The following is a 15,903-nucleotide window of genomic DNA, read 5'->3' on the forward strand; positions in this document are numbered from 1 at the left end:
CATCTTTGGGACTGTTGAGGGTTTCATTGTCCCATAGTTTAAAAATGCACTGAAGCCTGAGCCGATGAAGCCTGAGGGTCGTCGAAGGCTGGCCGTTGCTGTGAGACCGCATTTCGACGACCCTCAGTGCTCGAATTTGGGGGCATTGGAAAAAGGCGCGATCGCTACACCGCCAGGAATTTTTGGATCACTTCTTGGCTGAGGTCTTGGGTGTCGCCCGATGCAACAATGCCACCTTTTTGCATCGCGTAGTAGCGATCGGCTTGGCGGACGAAATGGAGGTGTTGTTCCACGAGTAAAACGGAAATGCCGGTATTGGCGATAATCCCCTTCACAGCGGCCTCAATTTCAAGAATGATCGAGGGTTGAATCCCTTCGGTGGGTTCGTCTAAAACGAGGAGCTGCGGTTTCCCCATCAGGGCGCGGGCGATCGCTAACTGTTGTTGCTGCCCCCCACTGAGATCGCCCCCCATCCGATGCAACATCGTCCGCAACACCGGAAACAGCTCAAAAATTTCATCGGGGATCTCGTTGCGTTTCGTCACTCCTTTGGGCCGCGCTTCTAAGCCTAGCAATAAATTTTCCCGCACCGTCACCCGTGGAATCACTTCCCGACCCTGGGGCACATAGCCAATCCCCATCCGCGCCCGCTGATCCGGCGACTTTTTAACAATATCTTGCTCAAACAACTGCAACGAACCGCTGCGGGGTTTGAGTAATCCCATAATTGTTTTTAACAAGGTGGTTTTACCCACACCGTTTCGCCCAATTAAGCAGACCATTTCCCCGGTGCGAATACTCATATCTACATTGCGTAAAATATGACTTTCACCATAGAAAACATTCAACCCCGAAACATTTAAAATCGGGCGACTCGGACGGTTCGTGTCAGCTTTTTTTTCTAAGGTGGGGTTTGTCATCGGATTAGGGGTGAGATGATTAGGATGGGATCAATGCTGAATTGAAAGGGGATCAAGGGTTGGCTAGCTGACGTTGAGATAGTCGTCTAATGTGCCGTTGGTCATGCCGAGGTTAATGGATTCTTCGGTTTGACTCACCACCCCATCGGGTAAATTGAGCAGTTCTAACAGTTTTTGATAGACTACACTTTCTTGTTCGTTGATTGTGTTAGCGCGGATGATTTCATAACAGAGTTTTAAGACCTGTTCTTTCTCCTGTTCATTTTCTAATTGCGGGATCAGGGTTTCTAATGAAGTTTCTGTACTGAGGTAGTTTTGCAGTTCTTGGCGGAGGTCGTCTTGTTGGGTGGGGTCGGGGGCGAATTTCCGGCTTAATCGGGTCAAGATGACTTGTAATTGTTCAGGGGCAAAATACCCATCGGCCCAGGCCATGGCGGCGGCAATCCGTAAAATGCGCAGTTGCGATGGGCTAATCGTGGGGGCTTGGCCGAGATAGACTTCAATGACGCGGGGATCGTCTTGAATTTCGTCCATGGAGCCTTCGCACAGTACCGAGCCTTGATGTAAGACGGTGACTTGGCGGGCAATTTGGCGGACGAATTCCATGTCATGTTCGATGACGATGATCGAATGACTCTGGGCCAGGGAGATTAATAAGTCCCCCACGCGCTCAGTTTCTTCGTCGGTGAGGCCCGCCACGGGTTCATCAACGAGGAGGAGTTCGGGGGATTGGGCGACGAGCATGCCGATTTCGAGGCGTTGTTTTTCACCGTGAGAGAGGAGATTGGCGGGGAGGTCGGCTTTGCTGGCGAGGCTGATGGTTTCGAGGAGTTGGACGACGGTGGCGCGATCGCGCTTTTCCGGTTTCCGAAACAAGGTCGCCAAGACATTTTTATTCCGATTACAAGCCAAGTCTAAATTTTCCCGCACCGTCAAGTTGAGATAGACGCGGGGGGTTTGGAACTTACGACCCACACCAAGGCGAGAAATCGTATGTTCAGGCAACTTGCGCAGGTCACGCCCCTTAAAACGCACGGAGCCAGAAGTAGGTTGCACTTTGCCGGTGATGATGTCGAGGAAGGTGGTTTTTCCTGCACCGTTGGGGCCAATAATCACCCGCAATTCACCGGGCTGCATCGCAAAGGTGAGGTTATTGAGGGCTTTAAACCCGTCAAAGCTGACGGTCAGATGGTCAATTTCCAGAATCGGTTGAGGCATAGGAAGGACGGGGAGAAACGTCAGGAAGGCGAGGTTAAATCAAGGTTGCAGCGGTTAGGTGGGAGGTGTGAGCACCGGTGTGAGGCGGGCTAGGGTTCTGACTCATGACTCAGGGGTTCTGGGTTGGTTGGCGGTTCTGGGTCATGACTAAACTGCTCCCGTTCTTGTTGGATATCCGGGTCGCTTTCGAGGCTGGGATAGGTGCGCACCGGGGGAGCGAGGCCGAGACGGCCCCGAATTTTGGGCCACAAGCCGTCATTCAAGAGACCCATAATGCCGCTGGGGAGCACGGTAACCACGAGCAAGAAGAGAAACCCTTGGAAAAAGAGCCACACTTCCGGGAATTGGGTGCTGAGGGTGGTGCGGGCATATTGGACGAGGAGCGTGCCAATGATGGCACCGATGAGGGTAGCGCGACCCCCGACGGCAACCCAAATCACCATTTCAATGGAAAAGGCGACTTCCATGGCGCTGGGGGTGATGATGCCGGACTGGACGGTGTAGAGTGCTCCAGCAACGCCGGCGATGCCTCCGGAGACGGCGAAGACGAGGACTTTAAACCAGGTGGGGTCATAGCCGGAGAAGCGCACCCGGTTTTCGTCGTCGCGGATGGCGACAAGAAGGCGGCCAAAGCGGCCACTGGTGAGCCAGCGACAGAGGAGATAGATGGCGATCGCCGCCAGCACCGTGTATTGATAAAACGTCCATTGCATCCGGGGCGAACTGACTACCTGGCCAAACAGTTCGGTGGTGTCGGTTTTCAGGCCGTTGGTGCCGTTGATCAGTTTTTGTTGTCCGGTGAAAAAGTTATAGAAGACGAGGAGCGCCGCTTGGGTGAGGATGGAAAAATACACCCCTTTAATCCGGTTGCGGAACACCACAAAACCGAGGATCGCCGCCACGATCGCAGGCACAACGATCACCAGTAGCACCGTGATCGGCAGGGAATAGTAGGGATACCAAAAGAAGGGGAGTTTCTGGACTCCGTAGAGGCTGAAAAAGTCGGGAATCTGGCCCTCCGGGAGTTGGAGGCTGAGGTGCATGGCTAAGCCATACCCCCCCAGGGCAAAGAAAATACCATGGCCCAAACTGAGCAGGCCGGTGTAGCCCCAAATCAGGTCAATGCCGAGGGCGACGATCGCCAGGGACAAAAATCGTCCCAACAATTTAAGCTGAAAGGCGGACAACAGAGACGGCAACACCCCCATCATCACGATCGCTAACACAATCAAGGTGATGCCTTCAATGATGAAGCGTTGCCTTGCGATCGCTTGTTTCGGATTCCTTTGATTCACACCATTCACCGTCATAATTTTCTGTGCGGACGTTGTTCAAACGAGGACAAATTCAGAGGTTTAGCGACCAGAGGCCATGGCAACTCATGGGAAGGCAGCGAGCAAGGTCATAGCTCGGCGGTGCGTCCCTTTTGGGGAAAAATCCCCGCCGGTTTAATCTGTAAAAACCCAATAATCAAGGCAAACACCATCACTTTCGCCATACTCGATGAGGCGAAAAATTCAAAAAAGGCCACCACCGGCTGCATCGAATCCATGGGGCTGAGGAGCACAGCAAAGGTTCCAGACCCGATTAGATAGGTGACAATCCCAATCACCATCGCTGAGACAATCGAGCCGAAGAGATTCCCCACCCCGCCCACGACCACCACCATAAACGTATCAATGATGTAGTTTTGGCCGGTATTGGGGCCCACCGAGCCGAGGAGGGTAATCGCACAACCGGCAATCCCGGCCAAACCGGAGCCGATCGCAAAGGTCAGCGCATCCACTTTCGCGGTGGGAATGCCTAAACAGGCACTCATCTGACGGTTTTGGGTGACGGAGCGAATCCGCAACCCCCAATTAGAACCATTGAGGAAAAAATACACCCCTACGACACAGGCGATCGTCAAAACGATGATGAACATGCGCGCATAGGGCAATTGAATCGGGACAGCACTGCCTGTGTCAATTTGCAACCCGCCCCGCAGCCAAGCCGGAGCCGTTACATCTACGTTCCGGGCGCTGATCGTGGTGCGCACCAACTGCCGCAGGATCAAGCTCACCCCCCAGGTGGCTAAGAGGGTTTCGAGGGGTCGCCCGTAGAGAAAGCGGATCACGCCCCGTTCCAAGATCAGCCCGACGAGGGCCGCGACAAGAAAGGCGGCGGGAATGGCAGCGATCGTATAAACCTGTGCCCAGGGATCACCCAAAGCATTAAATAAATTTTGGACAAAAAAGGTCGTGTAAGCACCGAGCATCATTAACTCACCGTGGGCGAGGTTGATCACCCCCATCAAGCCAAAGACGATCGCCAATCCTAACGCCGAAATCAGCAACACCGAACCAATACTGATGCCATTAAATGCACCAATCAAAAGCTGGACAATAAAATCAACCATAAGGGCACAGTAAAACTAAAACTTGGCGTGAATGGACTCATTCACACCCTGAGCACAGATCAGGACTGAGGCTGGACAGTTCAACAGGCGATGATTGATCCCGATCGCTGTTGAGACAGGCAAACGATCAGGATAGTTATCATCTAGCGATCGCTAAGCTTCCACTTTGTACTTGCCACCTTTTTCCGGATCACTCCAGTCACAGGCAAAGCCCTTCGTTTCCGGTACATACTGGTTCCAGGGCTGGGGATCAACGGGGCCATCGGTTTCAAAGACAATATCAAACATCCCGTCTTCGTTGATTTCACCAATGCGCACCGTCTTAGAAAGGTGGTGGTTAGCGTTCATCGTTACCGGCCCTTCCGGCGCGTCGAAGGTTTGGCCGATGGCTGCTGCGCGCACGGCTTCCAGATCTGTCGTCCCCGCTTCTTCCACGGCTTGCTTCCAGAGGTACACCATGATGTAGGCGGCTTCCATTGGGTCATTGGTGACGCGATCGTCACCGTATTCCGCTTTGAAGTCAGCGACCCACTTTTCGTTTTCCGGAGTCTCCACGGTTTGGAAGTAGTTCCACGCCGCGTAATGACCGACAAGGAATTCCGGGCCAATTTGGCGCACTTCTTCTTCGGCAACACTGACGGACATGACGGGGTATTTATCCGGGGTTAAGCCCGCCCCTTGCATTTGTTTGAAAAATGCCACATTGCTGTCACCGTTGAGGGTGTTGAAAATCACGCCGCCATCAGGTAGGGCTTGTTGAATCTTGGTGATGATCGGGGTGACTTCGGTGTTGCCCAAGGGGAGGTAGTCTTCCCCGACAGTTTCGCCGCCGTTGGCTTTGAGTTGTTCTTTAATCACCGTGTTGGCGGTGCGGGGGAACACGTAGTCAGAGCCAACGAGGAAGAATTGTGTGCCTTTGTTTTCGAGGAGCCAATCCACAGCGGGTTCAATTTGCTGGTTAGGGGCAGCCCCGGTGTAGAAGATGTTTTTGGAGCATTCTTGGCCTTCGTATTGGACGGGATACCAAAGCATGTGGTCTTTGGATTCAAACACATCCAAGACGGCTTTACGGCTGGCGGAAGTCCAACAGCCAAAAACGACAGCAACTTCATCTTGGTCGATGAGTTTACCGGCTTTTTCCGCGAAGGTGGGCCAATCGGATTCACCGTCTTCGATCACGGCTTCGATTTGCTTACCGAGGACACCCCCGGCGGCGTTGATTTCTTTGATGGCGAGTTGCTCAGCATCAACGACGGTGGTTTCACTGATGGCCATCGTGCCACTCAGGGAGTGCAGAATCCCAACTTTAATCGTGTCGCCGCTGTCACCGCTATCGCTGCTAGCGGTTTCATCGCCACCCTCTTCTGTGGTGGTTTCAGTGTCTTCTGGCGGCGCACCGCAGGCTTTCAGCAGAATACTTGTGCCTAGGGCGGCGGTTCCGTAGAGCAGAAATTTCCGTCGCCCGATGTTTGGTTGTACCATGTTCCGTTCGTTGCCTCACGTTCTTTAAAAAATTAACAATCGCTTTTGCTCCCAGTGATCTTACAGCTTATGCAGCAAGGGGCGTTGAGCGATTAAACCAAGGAAGTATGTTAGATCCGTGCTTCTTTAGATTTTGTGCTCTGCAATACCGTTACCCAGCAGATGGGGCCTTAGACAGCGATCGCCCCACGCTCCAACAGAAAACCACACATTTTTTCAGGGCTGACTTAGCCTCTCAATGATGAGTAAAAATCAACAAATGTTTATTTTTGTATCTCAACACAATTGAGACTCAAAATACCATAAAGTCTTGTTAAATTACATTGCATATCATTCGTGAATTCTCACTAAATTACAGATTCTTTTAAGCCCTGTTTTGAAGTCTGGTCAGGGGAATCCATTACGCTGAAGGGGGATAGATGCATAGGAATTGAAGCGCTGGCATCTCAATTCCCCCCATTTATTATGTGCCGTATGGAGCAGGGATCATGACGAGTCTTACTTTTTCAGCCCAACAATATGATCTGAGTCAACTCAAACAACCAACGATTCATACCCTGCCCCAGATTCAATCCCATGGCATTCTCTTGGTGCTGAGTGAACCGGATTTAACGATTCTGCAAGTGAGTCGTAATACGCAGCGGCTGTTGGGCTTGACCCCGGAGGATCTCCTGGGACAATGCCTTGAAACGCTCCTAGATGTGGTGCAGATGGAGCAAATTCAAGCGGGCTTACGGTCTGTAACCCTTGACCCCATTAATCCGAGCAAAATCTGGATTCGTCGCCAAGGGGATGAGTATGGGGTGTTTGATGCGGTGTTTTATCGCACGGCGGATGGGGTGTTGGTGATGGAGTGTGAACCGGCGATCGCCCTGGAAAATATTCCCTTCCTCAGCTTCTATCACCTGGCGAAATCCTCGATCAATCGCATCACCACCACCACCAATCTCCACGATTTTTGTCACATCATTGTCCAGGAAGTCCGCAACCTCACAGACTTTGACCGGGTGATGCTCTATCGGTTTAACGAAGATAACCACGGTGAAGTGTTAGCCGAAGCGAAAATTGAAGAACTGGATTCCTATTTGGGGCTGCATTTCCCGGAATCGGACATTCCCGCCCCGGCCCGCCAACTGTTTCTCTCGAACTGGATTCGGGCCATTCCCGATGTCACGGCGGAACCCGTGCCCCTCTATCCCACCCTCCATCCCGAAACCCAGCAGCCGACGGATCTCACCCTTTCAATTCTCCGCAGTCCCTTTTCCTGCCACATTGAGTATCTGAAAAACATGGGGGTGGGGGCATCGTTGACGATTTCTCTGATTAAAGATGATCGGCTGTGGGGCTTGATTGCCTGTCACCATCGCACCCCGAAACAGATTTCCTATGAACTGCGCAAGGCCTGTGAATTTTTAGGGCGGGTGATTTTTGCAGAACTGTCTACCCGTGAGGAGGAGGCGGATTATCGCTACCGGATTAAGCTGGCGAGGGTGCAGGCGGATCTGATTGAGGCGATGTCTGATGCCGATGATTTTATTGCGGGTTTGGTGAAAACGCCGACGCTGCTGCTGGATTTGGTGAAGGCGACGGGGGCGGCGATTTATTTTAATAATCAATGGACGCTGGTGGGGCAAACTCCGGCCCGGGAAGATTTGGAGGGGTTGGGGCAATGGTTGACGAAAGCGATCGCGGATGATGTGTTGGTCACTGATTCGTTGCCGTCGATCTATTTTGACGCGGAACGGTTTAAGGGTTTAGCCAGTGGCTTGTTGGCGATTCCGTTGGCCCAACGCAGTTTTGTCATGTGGTTCCGCCCAGAAGTGCTGCAAACGGTGAATTGGGGGGGAAACCCTCAGCAGGCGTACCATGTGGAGGAACATGAAGGCGAGGTGAAACTCTGTCCGCGTCAATCCTTTGAGTTGTGGAAAGAGACGGTGAAGCTGACGGCGTTGCCCTGGCAGCAAGATGAGGTGCGGGCGGTGCTGGAATTGCGCAAGGCGATCGTCAATAATGTGCTGCGCCAAGCGGAAGAGTTAGCCCTGTTGGCGCAGGATTTGGAACGGTCGAATGCGGAACTGAAAAAGTTTGCCTATGTGGCCTCCCATGATTTGCAAGAGCCGCTCAATCAGGTGGCGAACTATGTGCAGTTGTTGGAAATGCGCTATGACGAGGTGCTTGACCAAGATGCTAAGGATTTTATTAATTTTGCGGTGAATGGGGTGAGCTTGATGCAAACCTTGATTGATGATGTGTTGGCCTATTCCAAGGTGGATTCGCGGGGGATTGAGTGCGAGTCGGTGGAGGTGCAGGATGCCATTGAGCGGGCGATCGCCAATGTCCGGAGCCGGATCGGGGCCACCCATGCCGAAATCACCTGGGATGATATGCCGGTGGTGATGGCGGACCCCACGCAACTGATGCAACTCTTTCAAAATCTGATCAGTAATGGGATTAAGTTCCGTTCACCGGATACAGTGCCGCAGATTCATGTGGGGGTAGAACGCCAGGAAGATGTGTGGCTATTCACGGTGCAGGATAACGGCATTGGCCTCGATGTGCAGTTTGCCGATCGCATCTTTGTGATTTTCCAACGCCTGCACACCCGTGATGAATACGATGGCTCTGGGATTGGCTTGGCAATCTGTAAAAAGATTGTTGAAGGCCATCGGGGCCAAATTTGGGTAGAGTCTGAGCTTGGAAAAGGCACTACATTTTATTTCACTCTGCCTGTGGAGGATCGCGATCGTCACCATGTCAACCGACGCAAAACGCAAAACTATTTTGTTAGTGGACGATAATCTTGGCGATATTCGCCTGATTCAAGAGGCGCTCAAAACGAGTACCCTTGACCTTGACATTGTCATTGCCCGCGATGGGGTCGAAGCGATCGCCCAGTTACGTGGCCTCGACGATTACCCCATCGTACACCCGGACTTGATCTTGCTAGATCTCAACTTGCCCCGAAAAGACGGGCGGGAGGTTCTGGCTGAGATTAAAACTGATCCTGCCTTAAAACGCATTCCCGTTGTTGTACTGACGACATCACGCCATGAAGATGACATCATCAATAGCTATGATCTCCATGTCAACTGCTATATTTCCAAATCACGTAATTTGAGCCAATTGTTCAAAATTGTGCGGGGGATTGAAGAATTTTGGTTAGAAACTACGACCTTACCCCCCAACATTCACTAAAGACGGGCCACGGTACAATTCTGCTGATTGAAGACAGTTTGGCCGATGCTCGCCTCCTCCAAGAAGTGTTGCGGGGCAGTCCTTTATCCAACAGTCGTTTTCTCCATGTGCAACGCCTCCAAGCGGCCACGACGCTCCTAGACCAGGCAGAACAAGAAGCGATCGCCGTCGTGCTCTTAGATCTCACCCTTCCGGATAGCTACGGCCTCGCCTCCTTGGATACGATCACTCACCATGCACCCCAGTTGCCGATTGTGGTGTTGACCAACACCAACGATGATCAACTGGCGCTGCAAGCGGTGCGCCACGGAGCTCAGGACTATCTGATCAAACGGCAGATTAACGCGGAAATGTTGAGCCGGGCGGTTCATTATGCGATCGAGCGCAAGCAAGCCGCCGAAGCCCTCCGGATCGCCAAAGAAACCCTAGAATTGCGGGTCAGCCAACGCACGGCCGAATTGAAAGCCGCCAATGAATCCCTCCAGCAGGAAGTGGCAGGGCGGCAGCACATTCAAGAGCGGCTCACCTTGGCGCAACAGGTGGGCAAAATCGGCACGTTTGAATGGATTTTAGAGACAGATCAGGTGTTATGGACGGCGGAATTAGAGGCTCTGTATGGGGTCCAGCCGGGGGAGTTTGGCGATCGCCACCACACCTGGCTCCAACGCATCTACCCTGAAGATCGCCCCCGTCTTCAACAGGCGATCGACAACACCCGCCAGCGTCATATTGGCCTCAATCTCGAATTTCGGATTCACTGGCCGGACAATACACTCCATTGGATCGCCGTCACCAGCACCGTTTTTCCGGCCGGTGACGGCAAACCCCAACGCCTGATCGGTCTCCATATGGACATCACCGAAAAAAAGCAACTCGAAGCCCAGTTTCTCCGGGCCCAACGCCTCGAAAGCTTAGGCACCTTAGCCAGCGGCATTGCCCACGACCTCAACAATATCCTCACCCCGATCCTCTCCGTTGCTCAACTGCTGCCCCTCAAACTGCCCAATCTCGATGCCCAAAATCTCAATCTTTTGAATATTCTGGAAACTAGTGCTCGCCGGGGGAGTGAGTTGATCAAGCAAATTTTGTCCTTTGCGCGGGGCATGGAAGACAAGCGGATTTGTCTGCAAGTGGGCCATCTGCTCACGGATATTCAGCAGATGATTCGCCAAACCCTGCCTAAATCCATTGAAATTACGATGGATCTGGAGCGAGATTTATGGATGGTGAATGGGAATTTAACCCAGTTGCATCAGGTGTTGATGAATCTCTGTGTGAATGCCCGCGATGCGATGCCGTTGGGGGGCACGCTGCAAATGACGGCGATGAATTGGATCGTGGATGAGGGGTTAGCGCGGCAGCATTTTGATGCGATCGCAGGCCCCCATGTGCAAATCACCATTGCCGACACCGGCATGGGGATTGCCCCCGAACTTCTGCCGCGTATTTTTGATCCCTTCTTCACCACCAAAGAAATCGGCAAGGGTACAGGCCTTGGTCTTTCGGCGGTCTTGGGCATCATTAAAAGTCACGGGGGATTTATTGATGTCCACAGTGCCGCCCAAGGGGGCAGTACCTTTATTGTCTATCTCCCGGCCCATATTGCCCTTTCTGAGCAGTCGGAAGCGGCGGGCGTAGTGCCTGTGGGTAACCAGGAGTTAATTTTGGTGGTGGATGATGAAGAGGTGGTCTGTGATGTGATCAAAACGACCCTCGAAACCTATCACTATCGCGTCCTCACCGCCAACCATGGCCTCGCGGCGATCTCCCTGTATTCTGAGCATCACCGCAGCATCCAGGCGGTGGTGATGGACATCATGATGCCGATTATGGATGGGCCCGCGACGCTGCCTCTGTTGCAGCGGATTAACCCGGAGGTGATTGCGATCGCCACCAGTGGACTCAACTCCAACGAAGCCGCCCAAACTGCCAAACAACTAGGGTTTAAAGCCTTCCTCCCCAAACCGATCAACATCAACAATCTGCTCAACACCCTCCACAGTTGCCTCGTCCCCCGCCACGATCCTTAACGGATCGGATCATGCACCGTGACCAACTTCGTCCCATCGGGAAAGGTCGCTTCCACTTGCACCTCCGGAATCATTTCCGCAATCCCCTCCATCACATCAGCACGGGTGAGGATGGTCGTGCCTGCGGTCATCAGTTCTGCCACGCTGCGCCCTTCGCGGGCCCCTTCGAGGATCGCCGCCGTCAGATAGGCCACCGCTTCGGGGTAATTGAGCTTTAATCCCTTCGCTTTGCGCCGCTCAGCCAGGAGGGCCGCGGTGAAAATCAATAATTTATCTTTTTCCTGGGGGGTGAGTTGCATAGGGGCGTTCTCGATAACTGGAATTCAACGGGTGGGTGGGAGGCCTGTTGCTTAATCATCAGCGGGGCGCGTCAGAATTTCAACCCCCGTTTCGAGGATTGCGATCGTATGTTCAAACTGCGCCGAGAGTTTGCGATCCTTCGTGAGTGCCGTCCAACCATCGGCCTGTACCTGGGCTTCCCATGTCCCTTCATTAATCATCGGCTCAATGGTGAACACCATGCCGGGGCGGAGTTTTTTCCCTTTGCCCCGCGTGCCATAGTGGGGAATTTGCGGGGCGGTATGAAAGACCCGGTTCACGCCATGGCCGACAAAATCCCGCACCACGGAAAATCCATGGGCTTCGGCATGTTCTTGAATGGCCGCGCCAATATCTCCCACTCGTCCACCGGGCTGCACGGCTTCAATCCCGCGTTGCAAGCATTCTGCGGTTACTTCAACGAGTTGTTTGGCAAGGGGGGACGGTTCACCCACAAAGAAGGTGCGGGAGGTGTCTCCGTAGTAGCCGTCGAGGATCGGGGTGACATCAATATTGATGATGTCGCCATCTTTGAGAATTTCAGTGACGCTGGGAATGCCGTGGCAGATTACCTCGTTGATGCTGGTACAAATGGATTTCGGAAAGCCGTGATATCCCAGGGGGGCGCTGATGGCTCCATGGGCTTGGGTCCAGCGTTCCGCTTCATCATTTAGTTCAAGGGTGCTGATGCCGGGTTTGACCATCGGGGCGAGGTGGTCTAGGAGTTGGGCAGCCAGTTTGCCGGCTTCCCGCATTTTGGCAATTTCACGTTTTGAGAGTAAAACGATGCGATCGTTTCCCATAGACTCGTTTGAGCGGATTGCTAAAAGTGTTTCGTTCTTTATCGTGACAGATTGTGGAAATTCTGGGGACTGAATCTACTGCATGGGGTTTAGAGGTGTAAGTCCAGATGAACAATGTAACACCCTAACATCAAGTTACCCGACCAGAGTTCATATTCAATTTGGATGCGATCGGGCAAGGGATAGCCGGAGACAACGAGCCGCCGGGTGAAATTTCGTAACCGGATCGCGCTGTGTAGGTGGTCGGTTTCATCGTGGAGCCAGTACCGGGAGGTTCCGTAGACTCCGTTGGCCCAATGGTGACGATAGCCCAGTTGACTCCGCCCCTGGAGGGTCATTAACACCCGTTGGGAGGAAAATTCAAACCAGAGGAGTCCGGCTTTTTGGGGGTCTGGGGCTGCGGTGAAGTCTTCGCCGGTGCGGGGAAAGACGGGGTGCTTGAGGAGAAGATGAAAACAATCGCGGTCTTTTTGATAGAGCGTTGCATAGGTGTCAAACGCTGACCAGAGGGGGAGATTGGTCGCCACGAAAGACAGCGAGACTGGACAGCGGTAGTGGGTCAACATAGAGGCAGGATCGTCAAGGGTGCGGCTTTCCTTCACGATACCTTGCATTTTGAGGCATCAATGACTTCGCAACGGAGGTGTTACAGGTCTTTGGGCAAATTAACAGAAAATCACTTGCGTTTTTTTGTTCAATCCCATACAATGAGTAACTGTCGCTGAAATTTCAATCCTCAGTAGCTCAGTGGTAGAGCGGTCGGCTGTTAACCGATTGGTCGTAGGTTCGAATCCTACCTGGGGAGTTTAACCGTTTCAATATTAATCATTCCGATTGTGCTCGGTTTGCTGGGCTATATCGGGTCTGCATCCTGTTGGTGCGAATTATTCTGGGGTAGGGGCTGGAGTGCGATCGCCCCCCTCGCAGTCTGATCGTCCATTCAGTCTTAATCTTGGGTGAGCACTTGCCAGTAGGCCTGGGCGATTTTGCTGGGGGTGTAGTGTTGGTCGAGGTAGTCCCGCCCGGATTGACCGAGGGTTTTGACGAGTTTAGGGCTTTGGGAGAGTGTCCGAATATAGTGGGCGAGTCCGGCGGCATCGCCACTTTCAAAGGCTTGGCCGCAGTGGGCTTCGTGGAGGATTTTGCGGAGGTAGGAGTGGGATTCGCAGATGGCGGCGACGGGGCGACCGGCGGCGAGAATGCCATAGAGTTTGCTGGGGGCAACGAGGCCTTCGAGACCGGGGCTGATGCTGACGAGGGAGAGGTCGCAGGCAGTGAGGGAATAGGGGAGGATTTCTTTGTCTTGGTAGGGGAGGAAGCGGCAGCGGGTCAGTTGCGATCGCGCCACTCGTTCCACACAGGCCCGCAGTTGTGCGCCTCGTCCAATGAACAGGAATTGAATCGGTTCATCGCGCAGTAACTCCGCCGCCCGTAAAATCGTGTCGAGGTCGTGGCAGCGTCCGAGGTTGCCGGAATATTGCACCGTGAAGGTGTTCACACAGTCATAATGTTGCGCAAACCAATTGTGCGTTTTGTCCATGGGCACGATTAATTGAGGATCGGCCCAACTAGGGATCACGCTGATTTTGGCTTTGAGATGAGGGGCTTTGGCCAAGACGCGATCGCGCATTGAAGAACTCAGCACAATAATCTGATCCGCTTGTTGCCAGATTTGCATATTGAGCCAATTCCACAGGCGCACCAGCCAATGTCGAGAAGACACCATCTTCAATGCCACCGCCACATCGGGATACAAATCATACAGCAGGCAAATGTAGCGGAGCCTGAGTAACCGATTCGCCAAATATCCCAGCACCGGCAAATAGGGCGGCTCACTGGTCACCACCATCACATCTCGATGGCGAGCCACCCGGATCAGGTGCATGGCGGTGCGCATACAGAACAAGAGACCATTAATTGCTCGACCTCTAACCCGCAAGGGCCAAGCTCGTGAGGCCCGCGATCGCTGCACTTCCACCTGTTGATTCGCTTCTCGTTTGGGGGCAAACTCCCGATCAAAGGCATAGCCCGGTTGCCCCGTAAATATACGCACATTTAACCCCATCCGACTCAAATGCACCGCCAATTCTGCAATCAGTTGCCCCGTGGCGGCATAGTCCGGCGGATAAAACTGAGTCACAATCAAGACGCGGCGATAAGCACCCGCCACAAATGGAGAGGCGGACTGAGATGAGGGGGAGGCGGGAGAGGCGGGTAATGAATTCGGTAGATGAGACTCGGTATGGTCTAGCATGCGATGATTAAGCAGTCCAAGGGCTGGAAGTTTTAGGATAGTTCATGGCGAGGAGGAATCTTGTTGGGATCACATCAAAATCAGCATTAATCTCCTCAGCATCTCACCATTGGCAACCATCCTTCAGTTCGGCTGATCCTGTCTCACGTTTCCAAGTACAGATCAAGACTTTTCAGGACACTCAAAAGTTGCCATCAATTCACCACGACTCCATTCACCACCCGTGCAATCTTTGCTGTAGGTTAGCCATGGTGCTTTGCTATCTCCTAGATAACCTAAGGGTTTTCCATTTCACAAGGGAAAATTTACAGAGAGATCAATGTGTGAATACTAACAGTGTTTTCAGCCACAGTGTTTCCAGAGTAGGCAATATGATGATAGACTATAATTCCTAAATGATTAAGGGCGTGTAGCTCAGTGGATAGAGCACCAGATTCCGGTTCTGGGTGTCGGGAGTTCGACTCTCTCCACGCTCGCTTCAAGAATAGCAAGGTTAGAGTTCAGTGAGTTTGACCCACTGGCTCTTTTTTTTGGGGTCAAGGCTCAGGGGCCGGCGGCTCGTTAAGATAGGGGCTGTGTTGCTGGAGCATGGCTAAATGATGTCTTTATTGCCGGTGGGATTGGAGCCGCGCTTGATGGCTCAGATGCGGTTTATTGTGGAGATCGATCGCCTCAAGACGGTGTTGCGTCAAACGAGCTTGGCGGATGGGTCGCGGCGGGAGAATAGTGCTGAACATTCCTGGCATTTGGCGCTGATGGCGATCGCGCTGGCGGACTATGCACCGCCGGGGGTGGATTTGCATCGGGCGATCGCGCTCTTGCTCGTCCATGACGTGGTGGAAATCGATGCGGGGGATACCTTCTGCTACGATCTGGCGGGCAATGCCGATAAGGCGGCACGGGAACAGGCTGCGGCTGATCGCATTTTTGGCCTGTTACCGAAGGATCAATCTCAACAGTATCGCGATCTGTGGGATGAGTTTGAGGCGGGGGAGACGGTGACGGCCCAGTTTGCGATCGCCCTGGATCGCCTCCAACCGTTTTTGTTGAATTTGGCCAACCATGGGGGAACTTGGCGGGAGCACGGCATTGATGAGGCGCGGATTCGCGATCGCATGGCTCCGGTGGCGCGGGTATCGCCGGAACTGGGGGGGATGGTGGAGGCAGCGATCGCCCAATGTCGGGCGGCGGGGGCGATCGTTTAAGGCAGAAGGCAGAATCGAAAATTCTGGCAATTCTTGACATTTGGGATCGCCTCAATCAACCCGACCGGCCAGAGAACGAT

General features: G+C 53.1%; 13 protein-coding genes and 2 tRNA genes. 6 read left to right on the forward strand and 9 right to left on the reverse strand.

Features of this window, described 5'->3' with window-relative positions; genetic code table 11:
* Positions 1 to 164: 164 nt before the first annotated feature.
* From urtE to urtA, 5 genes are all read right to left on the reverse strand, one after another.
* Positions 165 to 920, reverse strand: a complete 756-nt coding sequence (gene urtE, locus SPI6313_RS18695) for an urea ABC transporter ATP-binding subunit UrtE (RefSeq protein ID WP_175551183.1) — start codon at positions 918 to 920, stop codon at positions 165 to 167.
* Positions 921 to 983: 63 nt separating this feature from the next.
* Complete coding sequence (gene urtD / locus SPI6313_RS18700; protein ID WP_072622355.1) at positions 984 to 2,138, reverse strand: urea ABC transporter ATP-binding protein UrtD; 1,155 nt, start codon at positions 2,136 to 2,138, stop codon at positions 984 to 986.
* An 89-nt stretch (positions 2,139 to 2,227) separates the two neighbouring features.
* Positions 2,228 to 3,349, reverse strand: coding sequence for an urea ABC transporter permease subunit UrtC (gene urtC, locus SPI6313_RS18705; RefSeq protein ID WP_425443132.1), 1,122 nt, complete (start codon positions 3,347 to 3,349; stop codon positions 2,228 to 2,230).
* Between the two features lie 191 nt (positions 3,350 to 3,540).
* Complete coding sequence (gene urtB, locus SPI6313_RS18710; protein WP_139276795.1) at positions 3,541 to 4,524, reverse strand: urea ABC transporter permease subunit UrtB; 984 nt, start codon at positions 4,522 to 4,524, stop codon at positions 3,541 to 3,543.
* Between the two features lie 165 nt (positions 4,525 to 4,689).
* Entirely contained in the window at positions 4,690 to 6,018 is a 1,329-nt protein-coding gene (gene urtA / locus SPI6313_RS18715; protein WP_072622358.1) for an urea ABC transporter substrate-binding protein, read from the reverse strand.
* 488 nt (positions 6,019 to 6,506) lie between these two features.
* On the opposite strand from urtA, the gene SPI6313_RS18720 reads away from it, so the two are divergent.
* From SPI6313_RS18720 to SPI6313_RS18730, 3 genes are read left to right on the forward strand one after another with little or no spacing between them, the layout of a single operon-like run.
* Positions 6,507 to 8,816: an ATP-binding protein gene (locus SPI6313_RS18720; RefSeq protein WP_072622359.1), complete on the forward strand. Its 2,310-nt coding sequence runs from the start codon at positions 6,507 to 6,509 to the stop codon at positions 8,814 to 8,816.
* On the forward strand, positions 8,770 to 9,213 hold the full coding sequence (locus tag SPI6313_RS18725; protein WP_072622360.1) for a response regulator: 444 nt from the start codon (positions 8,770 to 8,772) through the stop codon (positions 9,211 to 9,213). The genes SPI6313_RS18720 and SPI6313_RS18725 overlap by 47 nt, the downstream gene beginning before the upstream one ends.
* Positions 9,174 to 11,243 (forward strand): hybrid sensor histidine kinase/response regulator, encoded by a 2,070-nt coding sequence (locus SPI6313_RS18730; RefSeq protein ID WP_072622361.1) that lies wholly within the window; start codon positions 9,174 to 9,176, stop codon positions 11,241 to 11,243. The genes SPI6313_RS18725 and SPI6313_RS18730 overlap by 40 nt, the downstream gene beginning before the upstream one ends.
* On the opposite strand, the gene ureA is transcribed toward SPI6313_RS18730, so the two are convergent.
* From ureA to SPI6313_RS18745, 3 genes are all read right to left on the reverse strand, one after another.
* Positions 11,240 to 11,542 (reverse strand): urease subunit gamma, encoded by a 303-nt coding sequence (gene ureA / locus SPI6313_RS18735; protein ID WP_072622362.1) that lies wholly within the window; start codon positions 11,540 to 11,542, stop codon positions 11,240 to 11,242. The two genes, SPI6313_RS18730 and ureA, sit on opposite strands and share 4 nt — an antisense overlap.
* 51 nt (positions 11,543 to 11,593) lie before the next feature.
* Entirely contained in the window at positions 11,594 to 12,364 is a 771-nt protein-coding gene (gene map, locus SPI6313_RS18740) for a type I methionyl aminopeptidase (RefSeq protein WP_072622363.1), read from the reverse strand.
* Between the two features lie 89 nt (positions 12,365 to 12,453).
* Positions 12,454 to 12,978: a hypothetical protein gene (locus SPI6313_RS18745; RefSeq protein ID WP_245788890.1), complete on the reverse strand. Its 525-nt coding sequence runs from the start codon at positions 12,976 to 12,978 to the stop codon at positions 12,454 to 12,456.
* Positions 12,979 to 13,097: 119 nt separating this feature from the next.
* Here SPI6313_RS18745 and SPI6313_RS18750 point away from each other — a divergent pair.
* Positions 13,098 to 13,169, forward strand: a tRNA-Asn gene (locus tag SPI6313_RS18750).
* Positions 13,170 to 13,310: 141 nt separating this feature from the next.
* Here the strand turns inward: SPI6313_RS18750 and SPI6313_RS18755 are convergent.
* Complete coding sequence (locus tag SPI6313_RS18755) at positions 13,311 to 14,618, reverse strand: glycosyltransferase family 4 protein (protein WP_072622364.1); 1,308 nt, start codon at positions 14,616 to 14,618, stop codon at positions 13,311 to 13,313.
* Between the two features lie 403 nt (positions 14,619 to 15,021).
* On the opposite strand from SPI6313_RS18755, the gene SPI6313_RS18760 reads away from it, so the two are divergent.
* Both SPI6313_RS18760 and SPI6313_RS18765 read left to right on the forward strand, forming a co-directional pair.
* Positions 15,022 to 15,094: transfer RNA gene (locus tag SPI6313_RS18760), tRNA-Arg, on the forward strand.
* A gap of 120 nt (positions 15,095 to 15,214) precedes the next feature.
* Positions 15,215 to 15,823 carry an HD domain-containing protein gene (locus SPI6313_RS18765; RefSeq protein ID WP_217650661.1) on the forward strand — a complete coding sequence of 203 codons (609 nt, stop codon included), beginning with the start codon at positions 15,215 to 15,217 and terminating at the stop codon, positions 15,821 to 15,823.
* Positions 15,824 to 15,903 lie beyond the last annotated feature (80 nt).

Source organism: Spirulina major PCC 6313 (assembly GCF_001890765.1).
GTDB lineage: Bacteria > Cyanobacteriota > Cyanobacteriia > Cyanobacteriales > Spirulinaceae > Spirulina > Spirulina major.